This window comes from Leisingera sp. MMG026, assembly GCF_021654205.1.
In the GTDB taxonomy this organism is placed as follows: Bacteria; Pseudomonadota; Alphaproteobacteria; order Rhodobacterales; family Rhodobacteraceae; genus Leisingera.
Map to the genome: position 1 here is coordinate 66,142 of NZ_JAKFZM010000021.1, position 18,786 is coordinate 84,927.

At 65.6% G+C, this 18,786-nt stretch carries 18 protein-coding genes and 1 riboswitch; of the genes, 16 read left to right on the plus strand and 2 right to left on the minus strand.

The annotated features are described in order from the left end of the window. From L1069_RS13330 to glpD, 3 genes are all read left to right on the plus strand, one after another. Positions 1 to 1,080 carry a DUF1513 domain-containing protein gene (locus L1069_RS13330; protein WP_237455988.1) on the plus strand — a complete coding sequence of 360 codons (1,080 nt, stop codon included), beginning with the start codon at positions 1 to 3 and terminating at the stop codon, positions 1,078 to 1,080. A 139-nt stretch (positions 1,081 to 1,219) separates the two neighbouring features. Beyond that, positions 1,220 to 2,005: a DeoR/GlpR family DNA-binding transcription regulator gene (locus tag L1069_RS13335; protein WP_237455989.1), complete on the plus strand. Its 786-nt coding sequence runs from the start codon at positions 1,220 to 1,222 to the stop codon at positions 2,003 to 2,005. Beyond that, positions 1,998 to 3,575 (plus strand): glycerol-3-phosphate dehydrogenase, encoded by a 1,578-nt coding sequence (gene glpD, locus L1069_RS13340; protein WP_237455990.1) that lies wholly within the window; start codon positions 1,998 to 2,000, stop codon positions 3,573 to 3,575. The genes L1069_RS13335 and glpD overlap by 8 nt, the downstream gene beginning before the upstream one ends. 105 nt (positions 3,576 to 3,680) lie before the next feature. On the opposite strand, the gene cobO is transcribed toward glpD, so the two are convergent. Then, on the minus strand, positions 3,681 to 4,316 hold the full coding sequence (cobO, locus tag L1069_RS13345; protein WP_129371635.1) for a cob(I)yrinic acid a,c-diamide adenosyltransferase: 636 nt from the start codon (positions 4,314 to 4,316) through the stop codon (positions 3,681 to 3,683). 50 nt (positions 4,317 to 4,366) lie between these two features. Further along, positions 4,367 to 4,570, plus strand: a riboswitch (cobalamin riboswitch). A 95-nt stretch (positions 4,571 to 4,665) separates the two neighbouring features. Between cobO and L1069_RS13350 the strand changes: the two genes are divergently transcribed. The 7 genes from L1069_RS13350 (at position 4,666) to cobJ (ending at position 12,813) form a co-directional block, all read left to right on the plus strand. Next, positions 4,666 to 5,076 carry a DUF1636 domain-containing protein gene (locus L1069_RS13350; RefSeq protein WP_129371636.1) on the plus strand — a complete coding sequence of 137 codons (411 nt, stop codon included), beginning with the start codon at positions 4,666 to 4,668 and terminating at the stop codon, positions 5,074 to 5,076. Positions 5,077 to 5,078: 2 nt separating this feature from the next. Then, positions 5,079 to 6,113, plus strand: a complete 1,035-nt coding sequence (gene cobW, locus L1069_RS13355) for a cobalamin biosynthesis protein CobW (RefSeq protein WP_237455991.1) — start codon at positions 5,079 to 5,081, stop codon at positions 6,111 to 6,113. A gap of 170 nt (positions 6,114 to 6,283) precedes the next feature. Further along, positions 6,284 to 9,529 carry a cobaltochelatase subunit CobN gene (gene cobN / locus L1069_RS13360; RefSeq protein WP_237455992.1) on the plus strand — a complete coding sequence of 1,082 codons (3,246 nt, stop codon included), beginning with the start codon at positions 6,284 to 6,286 and terminating at the stop codon, positions 9,527 to 9,529. Next, positions 9,526 to 10,689, plus strand: coding sequence for a precorrin-3B synthase (cobG, locus tag L1069_RS13365; protein ID WP_237455993.1), 1,164 nt, complete (start codon positions 9,526 to 9,528; stop codon positions 10,687 to 10,689). Before cobN ends, cobG begins: the two co-directional genes overlap by 4 nt. A gap of 1 nt (position 10,690) precedes the next feature. Beyond that, positions 10,691 to 11,320: a precorrin-8X methylmutase gene (locus tag L1069_RS13370; protein ID WP_237455994.1), complete on the plus strand. Its 630-nt coding sequence runs from the start codon at positions 10,691 to 10,693 to the stop codon at positions 11,318 to 11,320. A 3-nt stretch (positions 11,321 to 11,323) separates the two neighbouring features. Continuing rightward, positions 11,324 to 12,052 (plus strand): precorrin-2 C(20)-methyltransferase, encoded by a 729-nt coding sequence (locus tag L1069_RS13375; protein WP_237455995.1) that lies wholly within the window; start codon positions 11,324 to 11,326, stop codon positions 12,050 to 12,052. After that, complete coding sequence (cobJ, locus tag L1069_RS13380) at positions 12,049 to 12,813, plus strand: precorrin-3B C(17)-methyltransferase (protein ID WP_237455996.1); 765 nt, start codon at positions 12,049 to 12,051, stop codon at positions 12,811 to 12,813. Before L1069_RS13375 ends, cobJ begins: the two co-directional genes overlap by 4 nt. On the opposite strand, the gene L1069_RS13385 is transcribed toward cobJ, so the two are convergent. Continuing rightward, the gene (locus tag L1069_RS13385) at positions 12,810 to 13,550 is read right to left on the minus strand and encodes a cobalt-precorrin-6A reductase (protein WP_237455997.1); all 741 of its coding nucleotides are present in this window, start codon (positions 13,548 to 13,550) and stop codon (positions 12,810 to 12,812) included. The two genes, cobJ and L1069_RS13385, sit on opposite strands and share 4 nt — an antisense overlap. Here L1069_RS13385 and cbiE point away from each other — a divergent pair. From cbiE to cobF, 6 genes are read left to right on the plus strand one after another with little or no spacing between them, the layout of a single operon-like run. Beyond that, on the plus strand, positions 13,549 to 14,745 hold the full coding sequence (gene cbiE, locus L1069_RS13390; protein WP_237455998.1) for a precorrin-6y C5,15-methyltransferase (decarboxylating) subunit CbiE: 1,197 nt from the start codon (positions 13,549 to 13,551) through the stop codon (positions 14,743 to 14,745). The two genes, L1069_RS13385 and cbiE, sit on opposite strands and share 2 nt — an antisense overlap. Next, positions 14,742 to 15,119 carry a cobalamin biosynthesis protein gene (locus L1069_RS13395; RefSeq protein WP_211037943.1) on the plus strand — a complete coding sequence of 126 codons (378 nt, stop codon included), beginning with the start codon at positions 14,742 to 14,744 and terminating at the stop codon, positions 15,117 to 15,119. The genes cbiE and L1069_RS13395 overlap by 4 nt, the downstream gene beginning before the upstream one ends. After that, positions 15,116 to 15,910 carry a precorrin-4 C(11)-methyltransferase gene (cobM, locus tag L1069_RS13400; protein WP_237455999.1) on the plus strand — a complete coding sequence of 265 codons (795 nt, stop codon included), beginning with the start codon at positions 15,116 to 15,118 and terminating at the stop codon, positions 15,908 to 15,910. Before L1069_RS13395 ends, cobM begins: the two co-directional genes overlap by 4 nt. A gap of 16 nt (positions 15,911 to 15,926) precedes the next feature. Next, a complete protein-coding gene (locus L1069_RS13405; RefSeq protein WP_237456002.1) occupies positions 15,927 to 17,246 on the plus strand; it encodes a cobyrinate a,c-diamide synthase in 1,320 nt (439 codons plus the stop codon). Beyond that, positions 17,243 to 17,965, plus strand: a complete 723-nt coding sequence (gene cobA / locus L1069_RS13410) for a uroporphyrinogen-III C-methyltransferase (protein WP_129371646.1) — start codon at positions 17,243 to 17,245, stop codon at positions 17,963 to 17,965. The genes L1069_RS13405 and cobA overlap by 4 nt, the downstream gene beginning before the upstream one ends. Positions 17,966 to 17,991: 26 nt before the next feature. Further along, positions 17,992 to 18,744, plus strand: a complete 753-nt coding sequence (gene cobF, locus L1069_RS13415; RefSeq protein WP_237456000.1) for a precorrin-6A synthase (deacetylating) — start codon at positions 17,992 to 17,994, stop codon at positions 18,742 to 18,744. Positions 18,745 to 18,786 lie beyond the last annotated feature (42 nt).

Consider the following 18,786-nt stretch of genomic DNA (forward strand, 5'->3'; position numbering starts at 1 on the left):
ATGGCCACCCGCCGCGGCTTTCTGGCTGGTCTTCTGGCCACAGGCCTTGCCCCGCAGGCCAGTTGGGCCAACGCCGGCAGCCCCGCTTTTCTGTCTGCCGGCAAGGACGGCAGCGGCGCCTTCCTGCTTGCGGGTCTTACAGAAGACGGCGAAATCCTGTTCCGCCACCCTTTGCCTGCCCGCGGCCACGCCGCCGCGGCGCATCCGGTCCGGCCCGAAGCCGTCGCCTTTGCCCGCCGCCCCGGCCGCTTTGCCGATGTGATCGACTGCCGGACGGGCACCGCCCTCGCCCGGCTGGAGCCGCCTGCGGGGCACCATTTCTATGGCCACGGCACATTCTCCCCCGATGGCAGCCGCCTGTTCACCACGGAAAACGATTTCTGGAATGCACGCGGTGTGATCGGCGTTTGGGACGCAACGGACGGCTACAAACGCATTGCCGCCTTCGCCTCCGGCGGCATTGGCCCGCACGATATGCTGCTACGCCGGGACGCGCCGGGACTGGTCATCGCCAATGGCGGCATTGAGACCCACCCCGATAGCGGCCGCGCCAAGCTGAACCTCCCGGACATGCGCCCGAACCTCAGCTACTTGGGCTTTGACGGCACCCTGCAGGAGCAGATGGAACTGCCGCAAGAGCTGCACCTGAATTCCATCCGTCACCTCGCCATGCGTGCTGACGGTACCGTTGGTTTTGCCATGCAATGGCAGGGGGATCCGGGCGAAGCCCTGCCTATCGTGGGCCTGCACCAGCCCGGCAGCCCGCCCCGCCTGATGGCCGATGGCGACCCGCGGGTGTTGAACCTCAATGGCTATGGCGGATCCATCGCCTTCTCAGCGGACGGAGCGCAGATCGGTGTCACCTCTCCGCGCGGCGGAGTGCTGCAGGTCATGGATACCGGAACCGGGGATCTGCTGCAGGAACACCGCATGACGGATGTCTGCGGCCTTGCAATGTCCAATGCAGGCTTTACCGCAAGCACCGGCAGCGGGCAGTTTTTCGGGGTTTCAGTATCCGGCAAACACCCGCTGCACCGGTCGGATCTGGCCTGGGACAACCACCTGATCCCGCTCACCTGAGAAGACCCTGGCTGACAGCAGTACAGGCGTGCCCGCAACCGCGCGCCGTTTCGTTTTGCGTATCGCAGAATTCAGAACGAAAACACAAGGTGACATTTCACCCGTACTCCGCTATGGAATCGCGGTGAAAGGAAAGCAAATGGATGCCACGGCCCGTCAGAACGAAATCATCACCTTGCTGAACCGGCAGGACCGGGTCGAGGTTGACGACCTGTCCCAGCGCTTTGGCGTCTCTTTACAGACGGTCCGCGCAGACCTGCGCGACCTGTCTGCGCGCGGCGCCTTGTCCCGCGTGCATGGCGGTGCCGTCCGGATAAGCTCTGCCGCCAGCCAGGGATACGAGGACCGGCGCAAGCTGAACGCGGGCAACAAGCTGGCGATGGCCGCACTGGCGGCTGAGCTGATCCCCGACAATTGCTCCCTCACCCTTAACATCGGCACTTCGACCGAACAGGTAGCGCGGGCGCTTTCCGGCCACAGCGGCCTGACGGTTATCTCCAATAATATCAACATTATCAACTTGATGATGGGCGGCCAGGCCAAGGAATTGATCCTGGCCGGCGGCACAGTCCGGCAAAGCGACGGCGCTATTGTGGGCGAGGACGCGGTTGAATTCCTGTCCCGCTACAAGGTCGATTTCGCCGTCATCGGCGCCTCGGCACTGGATCCCGACGGCGCCGTGATGGACCATGACGCCCGAGAGGTTTCGGTCGCCCGCGCCATCCTCAAGAACGCCCGGCAAAAGGTGCTGGTCTGCGACGGCAGCAAGTTCGCCCGCTCCGCCCCGGTGCGTATTTGCGATGTCTCCGATCTGGATATCGTCATAACCGACCGCCCGGTTCCCGCAGAATTTGCCGAGGCCGCGCAGGCCGCTGGCACCCGGATCCTGACCGCAGGACAAAACGAAAGCAACGAAAATGACTGACACGCCTGTTACGGACCTTTTCATCATCGGCGGCGGCATCAACGGCTGCGGCATCGCCCGCGACGCCGCCGGCCGCGGCCTGTCGGTCACATTAGCCGAAATGAACGACCTTGCCTCCGCCACCTCCTCGGCCTCGACCAAACTGTTCCACGGCGGTTTGCGCTATCTGGAATACTTTGAATTCCGCCTGGTGCGTGAGGCGCTGATCGAACGCGAGGTGCTGCTGAAAGCAATGCCGCATATCTCCTGGCCGATGCGCTTTGTGCTGCCGTTCCACAAGGACATGCGGTTTGACAGCGAAACACCGACGTCCAAGCTGCTGACGACCTTCATGCCCTGGATGAAGGGTCGCCGCCCCGCATGGCTGATCCGGCTGGGGCTGTTTCTGTATGACTCCTTGGGCAAACGCGGCATCCTGCCCGGCACCGCGAAACTGGACCTGTCGCACGATCCCGCAGGCAGGCCGCTGAAGGACAAGTTTCAGACCGCGTTCGAATACTCCGACTGCTGGATCGAAGACGCCCGCCTGGTGGTACTGAACGCCCGCGATGCGCAGGCCCGCGGTGCCGAAATCCTGACCCGGACCGAGGTAGTTTCAGCCGAACGCCTTGCAGACCATTGGGTGATCCGCACCAAGGATCACGCCAGCGGCGCCGAGCAGCAGCACCGTGCAAAAATGCTGGTCAACGCCGGCGGGCCGTGGGTGGCCGACGTGCTGCACCAGAAACTGGGCCAGAACAGCCGCGAAAACGTCCGCCTGGTGCGCGGCAGCCATATCGTGGTGCCGAAATTGTTCGACCATGGCTGCTGCTACTTTTTCCAGGGCACCGACGGGCGGATCATCTTTGCGATTCCATACGAGACGGATTTCACCCTGATCGGCACAACGGACGCCGACCATCCCGATCCGGAAACCAAACCGCACTGCACCGAGGCCGAGCAGGACTATCTGGTTGATTTCGCATCGCAATACTTCGAACAGCCGCTCAGCCGCGAAGACATCGTCTGGACCTATTCCGGCGTGCGCCCGCTCTATGACGACGGCGCCAGCTCGGCCACTGCGGCCACCCGCGAATATGTGCTGACGCTGGACCGCGCGCAGGCGCCGCTGCTGAATGTCTTTGGCGGCAAGATCACCACCTACCGCAAGCTGGCCGAGGCCGCGCTGGCGAAAATCGGCGATGTGTTCCCGCAAGTGCCGTCTGACTGGACCGCAGGCGTGGCCCTGCCCGGTGGTGATTTTGCAGTGGCGGATGTTGAGACGCTGAAAACGAAACTGGCGGCAGACTATCCGTTCCTGACGCCCTATTGGACCGCCCGGATGATCCGCGCTTACGGCACCGAAGCCTGGGACGTGCTCGGGGACGCCAAATCCGCCGGTGATCTGGGGCGGGATTTTGGCGCAACCATCACCGCGCAGGAACTCGACTGGGCGATAGCCCGCGAATGGGTGCGGTCAGGCGACGACTACCTGTGGCGGCGCACCAAGCTGGGCCTGCGGCTGGACAAGGCGCAGCGCGCGGCAGTGGATGCCTATATCAGCAAGAAAGCCGCCAGGCTGGCGGCTTAGAGCTAAGGGACGGGCCAACCCGAAGGGAGGCGCAATCGCGCCGCCCCGTGGGGGCGGGTTGGCGCGGCCCGGCCTATCGGCCGGGCGGGACATTCTGAAAGCGTCTTAAAACTCCACGCCCTTCTGCGCCTTCACACCGGCGCGGAACGGGTGTTTGACCTGCCCCATCTCGGTCACCAGATCGGCAATCTCGATCAGCTCTTCCTTGGCGTTGCGCCCGGTCAGCACCACATGAGTCATCGGCGGCTTCTGCTCCACCAGGAACTCCAGCACTTCTTCGAGGTCCAGATAGTCATAGCGCAGCGCAATGTTGATCTCGTCCAGCAGCACCATGGTGTTGCGCTCATCCAGAATCATCTCCTTGGCCTTTTCCCAGCCCTTCTGCGCGGCGGCAATGTCGCGGGCCTTGTCCTGGGTCTCCCAGGTAAAGCCTTCGCCCATTGCGTAGAACTGGCACCGATCGCTGAAATTCTCCTCGATCAATGTCCGCTCGCCGGTCTGCCAGGCGCCCTTAATGAACTGCACCACAGCGGACGGCATCCCATGCGCGATGCAGCGCATGATCATCCCGAACCCCGACGAAGATTTGCCCTTGCCCGGCCCGGTGTGGACGATAATCAGGCCCTTTTCGCCCTCCTTGGTCTTCATCATCCGGTCGCGCGCGGCCTTTTTCTTGGCCATCTTGGACGTATGACGGGCGGCTTCTTCTTCTGAGATGCCGGTTTCAGACTTTTCGCTCATTGGGGCTCTCCAGCTGTTTGACCCATGTCTTGACAAAGAAGGGCACGATAGCGCAAGGGGGTTCAGCTGGTTCCTGTGAAAACAGGCGAAGAGGGAATGTGAAGGCTTTCGGGCCGAAGCACAGCCGCCCCCGCGACCGTGACCGGATGAGGCCGCCATGCCACTGGGTGATCCCCGGGAAGGCAGGATGGCCGGCAAGGCGCACGCCTTGGCATCCGCAAGCCGGGAGACCTGCCAGCGAAGGAGAGATCAACGGGCAGACGGGGTGTTCTGCGACCGGGTAAGGGGCTCGCACGACTGGCCCCTTTTCGGCCATCCCGCACGCCCTGCCGCGACAGGAGACGCGCCAATGGCTGACGACATGGCAGGCCAATCTGCCAGCACCCCGGGACCGGTCACCCTGACCGTTTGCCTCACCTGCCGCCGCGAGGGCGCCGACCCCGAGGCAGCACGCCCCGGCGCCATCCTGCATGCAGCCTTGGAAGAAGCCGGAATGCCCGAAGGCGTCCGTCTGCGTGGCGTCGAATGCCTGTCGTCGTGCAAGCGCGGCTGCGCTGTTGCGCTGATCGGCGGCGAAGAACGCTGGACTTATGTCTACGGCGACCTCGACCCGGACCAGCATGTCCCCGAAATTCTGGAAGGTGCTGCGGCTTATGCCGGCACCGCTGATGGCGTCGTGCCGTGGCGCCAGCGCCCGCAGACCTTCCGCAAACAATCCGTTGCCCGCATCCCGCCGGCCAAGTTCTTCTCCGAGGAGTAATCATGAGCGATCTCAACAAGATCCCCGTCACCGTCATCACCGGTTTTCTGGGCGCAGGCAAGACCACGCTGATCCGCCACCTGATGCAGAACCCGCAGGGTAAGCGCCTGGCCGTGGTGGTGAACGAATTCGGCACTGCCGGCGTGGACGGCGACATCCTGAAATCCTGCGCCGATGACAACTGCCCGGCGGAAAACATCATGGAGCTGGCCAACGGCTGCATCTGCTGCACCGTGGCCGATGACTTCATCCCCACCATCGAACAGCTGATGGCCCTGCCCGAAAAACCCGACCATATCGTGATTGAGACCTCCGGCCTAGCCCTGCCGAAACCGCTCTTGAAAGCGTTTGACTGGCCCGCCATCCGCTCCCGCATCACCGTCGACGGCGTAATTGCCCTGGCGGACGCCGAGGCGGTCGCCAAAGGCCAGTTCGCCCCCGATCTGGACGCCGTGCAGGCCCAGCGCGAGGCGGATGACAGCATCGACCACGAAACCCCGCTCAGCGAAGTCTTCGAGGATCAGATCTCCTGCGCTGACATCGTGCTGTTGTCCAAGGCCGATCTGGCCGGCGACGCAGGCGTCGAGAAGGCCCGTGCCGTGATCGAGGCCGAGGCACCCCGCAAGCTGCCGATCCTGCCGATGAGCGAAGGCGTCATCGATCCGCGCATCATCCTGGGTCTGGGTGCTGCTGCCGAAGACGATCTGGACGCCCGCCCCAGCCACCACGACGGCCACCACGACCACGAGCATGACGATTTTGAAAGCATCGTTGTCGAAATGGGCGAAGTCTCCGACCCCGAAGCGCTGCAGAATGCCATCGTGAAACTCGCCCGCGAGCGCAACATCCTGCGCGTCAAAGGCTATGTCGCGGTGGAAGGAAAACCGATGCGGATGCTGGTTCAGGCCGTGGGCGAGCGCCTGCGCGCCCAATACGATCAGCCCTGGGGCGCGCAGCCGCGCAAGACCGCCCTGGTGGTCATCGCCGAGCATGACGATATCGACGCTCCGGCCATCCGCGCCGCACTGGGGGCCTGAAGCTGATGCCCCAAGGCGAAACTTTAAAGGTTTCGCCCGGCGGCAACGCCGGGCAGCGCCCGACCTCCCCGTTTTGCCGGAGGCAAACCTTTGGTTTGACGGGGGGGCGCTTCGCTTCCTCCCGAGGCCGGGCACTGCCCTCTGCTCTTCTTTCCGAAAGGGCCTGACCCATGCACGTCGTCTTCCGCGAAAGCCACGGCCTTGACGAGACCGATACCCCGCAGGATCTCGGGCAGACGCCCGGCGATCTTGTGGTGCTGTCCTTCTCCGACAGCGACCTCGGCGCTTTTGCGGCGGGATGGCACCGCGCGGACGGCGCGCTGCCCTCCTTGCGCGTCGCCAATCTGGTGGCGCTCAAACACCCGCTCTCGGTTGACGTCTATGCAGAACAGACGCTGGAGGGCGCCAAGGGCATCCTGGTCCGCCTAATCGGCGGCGAAAGCTATTGGTCCTACGGGCTTGCCACCCTGCAGGACCTCGCCCGCCGCAAGGGCATTGCCCTGGCGATCCTGCCTGCTGACGGGCGCGAGGATGCCCGGCTGGATGAGCTTTCCACCCTGCCGGTCTCCACCCTGCGCCGCCTTCAGGCGCTGTGCGACGCCGGCGGCGCCGTTGCTGCACAGGCCGCTCTGGCCCAGCTGTCCCTCGCTGCAGGGCTTTATGCCGGCCCGGTTCTGGGCCTCAAATCCATGCCGCAGCATGGCTTTTACGACCCAGCCAAAGGCGTGCTGGCCAACCTTCCGGCACCTGACAAACCGCTGGTTCTGGTCAGCTTCTACCGTTCTTACCTCACCGCCGCCGACACCGCCCCGGTGGATGCGCTGATCGCAGATCTGCGCGCCCGCGGCTATGCTGCCTATGGTCTCTTTGCCGCCAGCCTCAAGGCCCCCGCCGCCGCAGACTGGCTGCGCGAGAGGCTCCCCGAACTGAACCCTGCCGCAATCGTCAACGCCACTGCGTTTTCGGCCCAAGGCACCGACGGCAGCGCCTCGCCGCTTTCAACCACCGGCTGCCCGGTGTTCCAGGTCGCCCTCTCCACCGCCCGCAAGAAAGACTGGGCCGGGGCCGACCGGGGTCTGTCGCCTGCCGACCTCGCAATGCATGTCGTGCTGCCCGAAGTTGACGGCCGCATCTTCGCAGGCGTTGTCAGCTTTAAATCACCAGGCCGGAAAGACCCGGACCTGCAGTATTCCCGTTTTGCCCACCGCGCCGATGCGGACCGCATCAAGGCTGCCGTGGACCGTGTGGAGGGCTGGCTGCGCCTCGCCAATCTGCCGAATGCAGACAAACGCCTCGCCTTGATCCTCTCCACATACCCCGGCCGCGACCACAACCTGGCCCATGCCGTCGGCCTCGACGCGCTGGCCTCCTGCGACGAGATCCTGCGCACGCTGTGGGACCAGGGCTATACCGTGGAGCCGCAAGAGAATACCGGCCTGCGGCTGATGGATGAGACACTCAACGTCCCGCTGGACGACTACAAAACCGCCCTCGCCACCCTGCCGCAAGACCTGCAGAACACTCTGGCAGAGGCCTGGGGCAGCCCGGAAGAAGACGCGGATTGCCGCAACGGCGCCTTTCATTTCAAGGCCCTGCGCGCAGGCAAAGCCCTGATCGCGCTGCAGCCCGAACGCGGCGAGGTAAAGACCCGCGTCGATGATTATCACGATCTCGACCGCACCCCGCGCCACGCCTATGTGGCCTTTTATCTCTGGCTGCGCTCCCAGTCCGATGCGCTCGTCCACATCGGCGCCCATGGCACGCTGGAATGGCTTCCAGGCAAGGCGGTTGCCCTCTCCGGCGCCTGCTGGCCCGAGGTTCTGACCGGCCCGCTGCCTGTCGCCTACCCGTTCATCGTCAACGACCCCGGCGAGGCCGCCCAGGCCAAGCGCCGCATCGGCGCCGTCACCATCGGCCACCTGCCCCCGCCACTGGCACAAACCACCCTGCCTGAGGGCATGGCCCGGCTCGAAAGCCTGCTGGATGAATACTCCACCGCCGACGGCCTTGATCCGGCCCGCCGCGACCGGCTGATCGGCGACATCCGCGCCGAGGCGCAAGGCACCGGCGTCGAGGCTGACCTTGGCCTCACCCCCGGCACCTCCCCCGCCGAGGCGATCACCCGCATCGACGCCTTTGTTTGCGACATCAAGGAAAGCCAGTACGGCGAGGGCCTGCATATCTTCGGCACCGGCCAATGCGGCGCCGAAGAACGCGCAGGGCTGATCACCGCCCTTGATGGCCGGATCGTCACCCCCGGCCCCTCCGGCTCGCCCTTCCGGGGCCGCTCGGACGTGATCCCAACGGGGCGCAACCTCTTTACCACCGACCCGCGGGCGGTGCCGTCGCGGGCGGCGCATGCACAAGGGGTCAAGCTGGCGGAAGAGCTGCTGCGCCGCCACCTTCAGGACCACGGCGACTGGCCCAAGGGGCTGGTGATCGACCTCTGGGGCTCCGCCACCATGCGCACCGCAGGCGAGGAATTCGCCATGGCCCTGCACCTCGCAGGGCTCGCCCCGAAATGGGATGAAAACTCCGAGCGCGTCTCCGGCTTCGAGGTGCTGCCGCTCTCAATGCTGAACCGCCCCCGCATTGATGTGACCCTGCGGGTCTCCGGGTTGTTCCGCGACGTGTTCCCGGGGCTGGCGCAAATGTTCGAAAGTGCCGCCGCCGCGCTGGCGGGCCGCGAGGAGACGCAGGCCGACAACCCCTACCTCACCGAAACCCCGCGCGTTTTCGGCCCCAAGCCGGGCCAGTACGGCCTTTCGATGAACCCGCATCTGGACGACTACACCGACGAGGCCCGCGCTGCCGCAGGCGAGGCCTGGCTCAACGCCTCTTCCCACGCCATCGACGCCAAGGGCGCCATAAGCGACGCCCGCGAGGCACTGGAGACCCGCCTGCAAGGCGCCGACAGCTTTGTGCATTTGCAGGACCTGCCGGAAACCGACCTGCTGGTGGCCTCGGACTATGCCGCGCATGAGGCGGGCTTTGCCGCCGCAATGGCCCGCATCGGCCAGAAGGCGCCCGCTCTCTACCACATGGACGCGACCCGCCCGGACAAGCCGCAGGCGCGCAGCTTGGGCGAAGAGATTGCCCGCGTCACCCGCGCCCGCGCCGCCAACCCGGACTGGGCCACTTCGATGATGAACCACGGTTTCCGCGGTGCGGCAGAGGTTGCGGCAACTCTCGACCACATGGCGGCCTTTGCCCATTTGGCGCAGGTGGTGCAGCCGCATCTGTTTGACCTCTATTTCGAGGCAACGCTGGGCCGCGATGATCTGGTCGACTTTATGGAGCGCGAAAACCCCGAAGCCCTCGCCGCCATGCGCGACCGCTTCCGCGCCCTGTTCGACGCAGGCCTCTGGAGCACCCGGCGCAACTCGATCATGGCAGAGCTGGAGGGCGCGGCATGAGCGGCGCGCCCGAACCCAAGGTCTACGGCTGGTGCCCCGGCGCGCTGCGGCCGATGATGTCCGGCGACGGGCTGGTGGTGCGGGTGCGCGCACCGCTTGGTAAACTGTCCGTAACCCAGGCGCGCGGTGTGGCAAGACTTTCGCAAGAATTCGGCAACGGCCTGCTGGACATTTCCGCCCGCGCCAACCTGCAGATGCGCGGCATCCGCGAAGACGCCCACGCAGAGCTGATCGAAGCCTTGCGCGATCTTGGCCTGATCGACCCGGATGCAAACGCCGAAGCCCGCCGCAATGTCCTCCTCGCCCCCTTTTGGGCAACGGGCGACGACACCCACGCCATCGCCACTGATCTCAGCGCCGCACTGACCGCCGCTGCAGACCTCACCCTGCCGGGCAAGTTCGGCTTTGCTGTCGACTGCGGCGCGGCGCCGGTCCTGCGGGAAACCGCCGCCGACATCCGCGTTGAGCGCACAGGCGGGGCCCTCATCCTGCGCGCCGACGGTTGCGGCACCGGCCTGCCCGTCACACGTGAATCCGCCGCCCCCGAAGCCCTCGCCCTTGCCCGCTGGTTTCTGAAACAAGGCGGCGCGCCCGAAGGCCGTGGCAGGATGCACCGTCTCATCGCGCGCCGCGGGCCGCCGGCGGCGCATGCCGCACCGGTGGCAGGGGCCGGATTCACCGCAAAACCGGGCGCTGTCCCCGCGGGGACACTCGCCGCTTTGGAATTCGGCCAGATGCCCGCCGCCACATTGGCAGACCTTGCGGATCACGGCGAAATCCGCCTGACCCCCTGGCGCGCGCTGCTGGTGGAAGGGGCCGCCAGCCTGCCGCCCCTGCCCGGCCTGATCCTGGATGCAACGGATCCGCGCCTGCAAGTCATCGCCTGCACCGGCGCACCCGGCTGCCTGCAGGCGCTGTCTTCCACCCGCGATCTCGCACGGGACTTAGCGCCGCATGTCCCCGCGGGGACCCGCCTGCATATCTCCGGCTGCGCCAAGGGCTGTGCCTGTCCCGGCCCGGCGCCGCTCACCCTGACCGCAACCGCCCAAGACGACTTCTCCCTGATCCGCCATGGCACCGCCGCGGATCAGCCGCTAAAGACCCACCTGAGCGCCGATGCCTTGCGCGCCGCTCCCGAACTTCTGACAGAGGGCAGCTGACATGCGCCACACCTATGAAACCAACGGCGCGGCGATCTACGCCGAAAGCTTTGCCACCATCCGCCGCGAGGCCGATCTGGCCCGCTTCAACAAGGACGAGGAAAGCGTTGTAGTCCGCATGATCCACGCCGCTGGCATGGTGGGGCTGGAAGAGCATGTGCGCTTTTCCGACGGCATGGCCGAGACCGCCCGTGCAGCACTTGCCAAAGGCGCGCCGATCCTGTGCGACGCCTATATGGTCAGCGAAGGCATCACCCGCCCGCGCCTGCCCGCGGACAACGAGGTGATCTGCACCCTGCGCGACCCCAAGGTGCCTGATATGGCCAAGGAAATGTCCAACACCCGCTCGGCGGCGGCGCTGGAACTGTGGCGCCCGAAACTGGAAGGCGCCGTAGTCGCCATCGGCAACGCCCCTACCGCGCTGTTCCATCTGCTGAATATGCTGCAAGACCCCGCCTGCCCCCGCCCCGCCGCGATCATCGGCTGCCCGGTGGGTTTTGTCGGCGCGATGGAATCCAAGGATGCGCTGATGCAGGACCTGCCGGTGCCGTCAATGATCGTCAAAGGCCGCCTTGGCGGCTCCGCAATCACCGTCGCCGCCGTCAACGCGCTGGCGAGCTGGAAAGAGTAACCCATGACCGTTTCCAAGGGTAAAGTCATCTGCGCCGGGCTTGGTCCCGGTGATCCCGATCTGATGAGCGTGCGGTCGCACCGGGTGATCTCCGGCGCGCGCCACATCGCCTATTTCCGCAAAGCCGGCCGTCAGGGCCAGGCCCGCGCCATTGTCGAGGGGATGCTGGCAGACGGGGTCACCGAACACGCGATGGAATACCCGGTGACGACCGAGATCCATTTCTCGGACCCCGAATACAACCGGGTGCTGGCGGAATTCTATGACCAATGGGCAGACACTCTGGCCGAGATTGCCAAAGGCGAGGACGTGGTGGTGCTCTGTGAGGGCGATCCGTTCCTTTATGGCTCTTATATGCATCTCTACACCCGCCTGCAGGGCCGCGCCGCGCAGGAGATTATCCCCGGCATCACCGGCATGTCCGGCTGCTGGACCGCCTCCGGCCAGCCGATTACCTGGGGGGACGATGTGCTGACCGTGGCAATGGCGACCCTCAGCGAGGATGAGCTGGCCAAGCGCGCAGCGGAAACCGACGCGCTGGTGGTGATGAAGATCGGCCGCAACCTGCCCAAGCTGCGCCGGGCGCTGGAGCGTGCGGGCCGCGCAGATGACGCCTGGCTGGTTGAACGCGGCACCATGCCGGGGCAGACTGTGCAGAAGCTGTCGGAGATCGACGGTGAGGTGCCTTACTTCTCCATCGTATTGGTTCACGGACAGGGGCGCCGGCCATGAAACTATCGCAAAACGGTTGGGTGGTGATTGCCGGCCTCGGCCCCGGAAACGACGCGCTGGTGACGCAGGAAGTGCGCGACATCATTGACGAAGCCACTGATATCGTTGGCTATATTCCCTATGTCAAACGCATCGAGCCGCGTGAGGGGCTGACCCTGCACGCCACTGACAACCGGGTCGAGGTCGACCGCGCCACCCATGCGCTGGAGATGGCCGCCGAAGGCAAGCGCGTTGTTGTGGTGTCCTCCGGCGATCCCGGGGTGTTTGCCATGGCCTCTGCCGTGTTCGAGGCACTGGAGAACAATGCGGGAAGCAAACCGGAGTGGCTGGATCTGGAGATCAAAGTGCTGCCGGGCATCACCGCAATGCTGGCTGCCGCAGCCGCCATTGGCGCGCCCTTGGGGCATGATTTTGCCGCCATCAACCTCAGCGACAACCTGAAACCCTGGAGCCTGATTGAGAAGCGCCTGCAGCTGGTCGGCGAGGCCGGTCTGGCGATGGCGTTTTACAATCCGCGCTCGAAGTCGCGGCCGCATCAGTTTGCCCGGGCGCTTGAAATCCTGCGCGACGCCTGCGGTGCGGAGACGCTGATCACCTTTGCCCGTGATGTGACCAAGCCGGGGCAAGAGCTGCTGACCGTGCCGCTGAAGGATGCAACACCCGAGATGGCCGACATGCGCACCGTGGTGATTGTCGGGAACCGCGACACGCGGCGGGTCGGCAGTTACGTCTACACCCCCCGCTTCGCAGCTGAGGGTTAAACGGGGGAATGGGACAGCCAGGCCATAACCTCTGCCACGCTGCCCTTTATGGGCCGCGCGGGCACCTGTGGCCTGCCGATCATGATGACCGGCAGGCCGAGGTCGCGCGCGGCAGTGAGCTTGGCCGCCGCGCCCGTGCCGCCGGCATTTTTGGCGATCACATGAGTGATACCATGGCGCTGCATCAGGGCGGTGTCGCCCGCCGCATCAAACGGCCCGCGGGCAATCTCGACCGTGGTGTGCGGCAGCGGCAGAGGGGCCTCCGGCGCATCGACCAGCCGCAGCAGATAGTGGTGCTGGGGCTTGGCTGCGAACTGGGTCAGGTTCTGCTTGCCGATCGCCAGAAACACCCGCGCCGCTGCCATGGGCAGAGCATTTACGGCCTCGTCGATGCTGTCCGTGTGGATCCAGCGGTCATCTTTCCCCGCCTGCCAGGCCGGGCGTTCAAAAGCACACAGGCGCGAGCCTGCCGCCGTGCACGCGTGAACCGCATTGGTGCTCATCTGTGCCGCAAACGGATGGGTGGCATCGACCACATGGGTGATGCTTTCGGCCTTCAGATAGGCAGACAGCCCTTCCACGCCGCCGAAACCGCCGACGCGGGTGGGCAGCGGCTGGCTGACCGGCTTGGCGGTGCGCCCCGCATAAGAGAACACCGCATCCGCGCCGCCCTCGGCGAGGATCTTGGCCAGGGCCGAGGCCTCGGTGGTGCCGCCCAGAAGAAGGATGCGTGTCATGTCTGATGGCCCTTTGAGACAGTGGCTTACGATCATCGGTCTGGGCGAAAATGGACTGGAAGGCCTGAGTGATGCAAGCCGGAAGGCGCTGGCCGGGGCCGAAGTTATCTTTGGCGGCCCGCGGCACCTGGAGCTGGTGGAGGCTGGCGCCAAAGGGCAGCCCTGGCCGGTGCCGTTTTCCACTGAACCCGTCCTGGCCGCACGCGGACGGCGTGTCGCCGTGCTGGCTTCGGGTGATCCATTCTGGCATGGCGCTGGTGGCTCGCTGATGCGGGATCTGGAGGCGGGTGAATGGGTGTCGCACCCGGCGCCATCGTGTTTTGCGCTGGCGGCAAACCGGCTGGGCTGGAAGCTGGAAGAGGTCCTGTGCCTGGGGTTGCATGCAGCACATTACACGCGGCTGCTGCCGCTGCTGGGCCGGGGTGTGCGGGTGATCTGCACCCTGCGGGATGGGGCGGCGCCTGCGGAATTGGCGGCCTGGCTGGTTGCGAATGGCCAGCCGGATGCGCAGCTGCATCTGATGGAGCGGCTTGGCGGCCCCAAGGAACGGCTGTTCCATACCACTGCCGGGGAATGGGATTTGGCGCCGGGGGGGGCTCCGGTCCTTATGGCCATCGAGGCCATGCGGCCCGGGCTGCCGCAGGCTTCGGGGCTGGCAGATGCGCATTTCATCAGCGACGGTCAGATCACCAAGCGGCCGGTCCGGGCGCTGACCCTGTCGGCGCTGGCACCGCGCAGCGGTGAATTGCTGTGGGATATTGGCGGCGGCTCCGGTTCAATCTCTGTCGAGTGGTGTCTGGCGGCGCCGGGGGCGCAGGCCGTCACGTTCGAGCCGCGCGAGAGTCGGCTGGCAAACATCCACGCCAATGCGGCGGCGTTCGGGCTGGACCACCGGATGCAGGCTGTGCTGGGCAAAGCGCCGGATGTACTGAAGAACCAGCCGCTGCCCGATTGTGTATTTATCGGTGGTGGCGGCTCGCAGGCGCTGCTGGACCACTTGTGGGACATCCTGCCCGAAGGCACCCGGCTGGTGGCCAATGGCGTTACGCTGGAAACCGAGACCTTGCTGATGCAGGCCCACGCGGACCGCGGCGGCCATCTGCTGAAGGCGGAAATCGCCGAGGCCGGCCCCTTGGGAACCATGCGCGACTGGCGACGGGCGCGGCCCGTTGTTCAGTGGAGCGTCACGCGATGAAAGTGGCGGGGATCGGCTTTCGCGCCGCCGCCACAGCGGCGGATTTGCAGGCCGCGCTGGCGCTGACCGGTGAGCGGGTGGATGCGCTGGCTTCGGTTGCGGAGAAAGCCGGTGCGCCCGTCATGCAAGCGTTTGCCCAAACCATCGGCCTGCCGGTGATCACATTGCAGGAGCAGGATATTGCCGGGGAGCAGACGCTGACCTGCTCGCCCCGGATCAAGGCGCGGTTCGGCACCGGGTCGCTGGCGGAAGCCGCGGCGCTGGCCGGCGCGCGCCATGGGGCAGCGGGCGCAAAATCACGCCTGCTCGCCCCCAGAGTTGTCACCGCGGATGGGCTTGCCACCGCGGCCATAGCAGAGAGACTTGAGCCATGACCGTTCACTTTATTGGCGCCGGACCGGGCGCTGCCGATCTTCTTACCTTACGCGGGCGCGATATCCTCGCTTCCTGCCCGGTTTGCCTGTATGCGGGTTCGCTGGTGCCGGAGGAAATCCTGAGTCACTGCCCGGCGGACGCCAAGGTGGTGAACACGGCGGCGATGGACCTGGACGCCATTGTGGGTGAAATCAAGGCGGCGCATGCGGCAGGCCAGGATGTGGCACGGCTGCATTCCGGCGATCTGTCGGTGTGGTCCGCAATGGGTGAGCAGATCCGGCGGCTGAAGGCCGAGGGCATTCCAGTCAGCGTCACCCCCGGTGTTCCGTCCTTTGCCGCGGCGGCTGCGGCGCTGGGGACCGAGCTGACACTGCCCGGCCTTGGCCAGTCGGTGGTGCTGACGCGGACACCGGGGCGGGCGTCTTCGATGCCCGCGGGCGAGTCGCTGGAGAATTTCGCGCGGACCGGCACCACGCTGGCGATCCACCTGTCGATCGGCAATCTGGATCATGTGGTGGAGAGCCTCACGCCCCACTACGGCGCAGGCTGCCCGGTCGCGGTGGTTTACCGCGCCAGCTGGCCCGATCAGCAGATCATCCGGGCGACACTGGAAACCCTGAAGGCCTCGCTGGACGAGAAGATTTCGCGCACTGCGCTGATCCTGGTGGGACCGGTGCTGAAGGGCGAAGGCTTTGACGAGAGCTGTCTTTACGCCACCGAATACGACCGCCGCTACCGGCCGCAAAGCGCCGAAAGCCCGTGGTCGAGCTGGACCCATGGCGACGATTGAGGGGACGATTGAGACCATGACAGATATGAACCCTCCCGGATTGATGATCTCGGCGCCCTCTTCGGGCACCGGCAAGACCACCGTGATGCTGGGCCTGCTGCGTGCCCTGGCCGAAGACGGCCTTGCGGTGCAGCCCTACAAGAGCGGGCCGGACTATATAGACCCGGCTTTCCATCTGGCAGCGGCCAAGCGGCCCAGCTTCAACCTCGACACCTGGGCGATGGACGCACGCCTGCTGGATGCGGTCACCAGTCAGGCGGCGGGTGCTGAAATCTGCATCGGTGAAGGCTCGATGGGTCTTTATGACGGTGTTGCCACGCGCGGGCAGTCGGGTTTCGGCTCCTCTGCCGAGACCGCCAAGCGCATGGGCTGGCCGGTGGTGCTGGTGGTGGATGTGGGCGGACAGGCGCAATCGGCAGCGGCCACCGCTTTGGGTTTTAAGAATTATGATACCGAAGTGCCCTTTGCCGGGGTCATTCTGAACCGGGTGGCCAGCCCGCGGCATGAGCGGCTGACCCGTCTGGGGATGGAAAAGGCCGGCATCAAGGTGCTGGGCTCCCTGCCCCGGCGCGGCGATCTGGCGCTGCCGGAGCGGCATTTGGGGCTGATCCAGGCGGTGGAGCATCCCGATCTGGAAGCGGCGATTGCAGGCTATGCGGCGTTTCTGCGCGAGAATGTCGATCTGGAGGCAATCAAGGCTGCAGCCCTGGCCGGTCAGGCGCCTGCACCGGCCAGCCTGCCCCAGCCGCCCGCACAGCGGATTGCGCTGGCACGGGATGCGGCGTTTTCCTTTACTTACCCGCATCTGCTGACCGGCTGGCGCGCGGCGGGGGCAGAAATCCTGCCGTTCTCGCCGCTCGCGGATGAGGCGCCCGCTGCGGACTCCGATCTGGTCTGGCTGCCCGGCGGCTACCCTGAACTGCACGGCGGCACACTGGCGGCGGCAGAGACCTTTCGCGCAGGGCTTCGCAAACACGCGCAGAGCAAGCCGGTGCATGGCGAATGCGGCGGCTACATGGCCCTGGGCGAAGCGCTGATCGACAAGGAAGGCAACCGCCACCGGATGCTGGGCCTCCTGGGTCTTGTGACGTCTTACGAGAAGCGCAAGTTTCACCTCGGCTACCGCCGGGCGATCCTGCAGGCGGGCATGCCGGGCTTTGACGCAGGTACTGCGCTGCGCGGCCATGAATTCCACTATTCCACCATTCTGGAAGAACCCGACGCGCCCTTGGCCAACGTCATGGATGCTGACGGCGGGCCAGTGCCCGAGACCGGCTCGATCAAAGGCAATGTCACCGGCACCTTCTTTCACCTGATCACCGGAGAGCAGGCATGAGCGGCTTTGTCAGCTTTGTCTCTTCCGGCCCCGGCGATCCGGAGCTGCTGACCGTGAAGGCGGTCAAACGGCTGGAGGCGGCGGATGCGGTGCTGTTTGACGATCTGTCGTCGGGGCCGATCCTGAGCCATGCCCGCGAAGACGCCGATCTGGTCGGCGTCGGCAAACGGGCCGGCCGCCCCTCGCCCAAACAGGACCATGTGAGCCGGCTTTTGGTGGATTATGCCTCTTCCGGCCTCAATGTGGTGCGGCTGAAGTCGGGCGACGCGGGCGTTTTCGGGCGGCTTGAGGAGGAAATGACAGCGCTGCGCGAAGCAGGCATAGCGTTTGAGATCGTGCCCGGAGTTACCGCAGCCTCGGCGGCGGCGGCGGCGGCAAACATCCCGCTCACCCGGCGCAAGACGGCACGGCGGCTGCAATTCATCACCGGCCATGACGTGACCGGCGGCTTGCCGGATGACCTGAACATGGCAGCCCTTGCAGACGGCGAAGCCACCACGGTTGTGTATATGGGCAAGCGCACCTTTGCCGACCTGTCGGAAAAGCTGATGGAAGCCGGCCTGCCGGACGCCACACCGGCGCTGGTGGCGCTTGGCGTCTCGACGCCGGAACAGTCGCTGCACCGCCACACTGTGGGCGAGCTGCCCGGCCTGCTGCGGGAGATGAAAACCTCTGCGCCGGTGCTGATCCTTTACGGCCCGCTGGCAGAGCCGGAATGAATCCGGACCTTGAGAAAGACACAGCCATGATAGAGCTTAGCCTGATCGGCATCGGCACCGGCAACCCGCAGCACATGACGCTGCAGGCGATCGACGCGCTGAATGCGCAGGACCTGATCCTGATCCCCAACAAAGGTGCCGCCAAGGACGATCTGGCCGGCCTGCGGCGCGCAATCTGCAACCGGGCATTCAAGGGCGATGGCCCGAAGATTGTCGAATTCGCCCTGCCGGTCCGCGACGAGGCCACCCAAAGCTACCGCCAGCGGGTGGATGACTGGCACGACGCCATTGCCGGGATCTGGTGGCAGACCATCACCGCCAATCTGCCTGCAGGCGGCAAGGCCGGGTTTCTGGTCTGGGGCGATCCGTCGCTGTATGACAGCACCATGCGGATCGCCGAGCGGCTGAAGACCCAGGCGGACATCAAACTGACAGTGATCCCCGGCATCACCTCGGTCCAGGCGCTGACCGCAGCGCACGCGATTCCCGTGAATGAGATCGGCGCCCCCTTCACCATCACCACCGGGCGGCAATTGCGCGAGGCCGGCTGGCCGGGCAGCGCGGATACGCTGGTGGTCATGCTGGACGGGGAATGTTCGTTCCAGTCCATTGATGCGCAGGGGGTGGAAATCTTCTGGACCGCCTACGCGGGCATGGAAAACCAGATTTCCGTTGCCGGCCCGCTGGCGGAGGTTGCGGAGCAGATCATTGAAACCCGCGCCAAGGCACGGGCCGAGCATGGCTGGATCATGGACATCTACCTGCTGCGGCAAGGCTAGTCCGCCTCCGGGGCTGGCGGCTGGTTTTCTGCTGGGGGAGGC

Coding starts and splice junctions, on each gene's coding strand:
- L1069_RS13330 (WP_237455988.1), top strand. CDS start 1: ATGGCCACCCGCCGCGGCTTTCTGGCTGGTCTTCTGGCCACAGGCCTT.
- L1069_RS13335 (WP_237455989.1), top strand. CDS start 1,220: ATGGATGCCACGGCCCGTCAGAACGAAATCATCACCTTGCTGAACCGG.
- glpD (WP_237455990.1), top strand. CDS start 1,998: ATGACTGACACGCCTGTTACGGACCTTTTCATCATCGGCGGCGGCATC.
- cobO (WP_129371635.1), bottom strand. CDS start 4,316: ATGAGCGAAAAGTCTGAAACCGGCATCTCAGAAGAAGAAGCCGCCCGT.
- L1069_RS13350 (WP_129371636.1), top strand. CDS start 4,666: ATGGCTGACGACATGGCAGGCCAATCTGCCAGCACCCCGGGACCGGTC.
- cobW (WP_237455991.1), top strand. CDS start 5,079: ATGAGCGATCTCAACAAGATCCCCGTCACCGTCATCACCGGTTTTCTG.
- cobN (WP_237455992.1), top strand. CDS start 6,284: ATGCACGTCGTCTTCCGCGAAAGCCACGGCCTTGACGAGACCGATACC.
- cobG (WP_237455993.1), top strand. CDS start 9,526: ATGAGCGGCGCGCCCGAACCCAAGGTCTACGGCTGGTGCCCCGGCGCG.
- L1069_RS13370 (WP_237455994.1), top strand. CDS start 10,691: ATGCGCCACACCTATGAAACCAACGGCGCGGCGATCTACGCCGAAAGC.
- L1069_RS13375 (WP_237455995.1), top strand. CDS start 11,324: ATGACCGTTTCCAAGGGTAAAGTCATCTGCGCCGGGCTTGGTCCCGGT.
- cobJ (WP_237455996.1), top strand. CDS start 12,049: ATGAAACTATCGCAAAACGGTTGGGTGGTGATTGCCGGCCTCGGCCCC.
- cbiE (WP_237455998.1), top strand. CDS start 13,549: ATGTCTGATGGCCCTTTGAGACAGTGGCTTACGATCATCGGTCTGGGC.
- L1069_RS13385 (WP_237455997.1), bottom strand. CDS start 13,550: ATGACACGCATCCTTCTTCTGGGCGGCACCACCGAGGCCTCGGCCCTG.
- L1069_RS13395 (WP_211037943.1), top strand. CDS start 14,742: ATGAAAGTGGCGGGGATCGGCTTTCGCGCCGCCGCCACAGCGGCGGAT.
- cobM (WP_237455999.1), top strand. CDS start 15,116: ATGACCGTTCACTTTATTGGCGCCGGACCGGGCGCTGCCGATCTTCTT.
- L1069_RS13405 (WP_237456002.1), top strand. CDS start 15,927: ATGACAGATATGAACCCTCCCGGATTGATGATCTCGGCGCCCTCTTCG.
- cobA (WP_129371646.1), top strand. CDS start 17,243: ATGAGCGGCTTTGTCAGCTTTGTCTCTTCCGGCCCCGGCGATCCGGAG.
- cobF (WP_237456000.1), top strand. CDS start 17,992: ATGATAGAGCTTAGCCTGATCGGCATCGGCACCGGCAACCCGCAGCAC.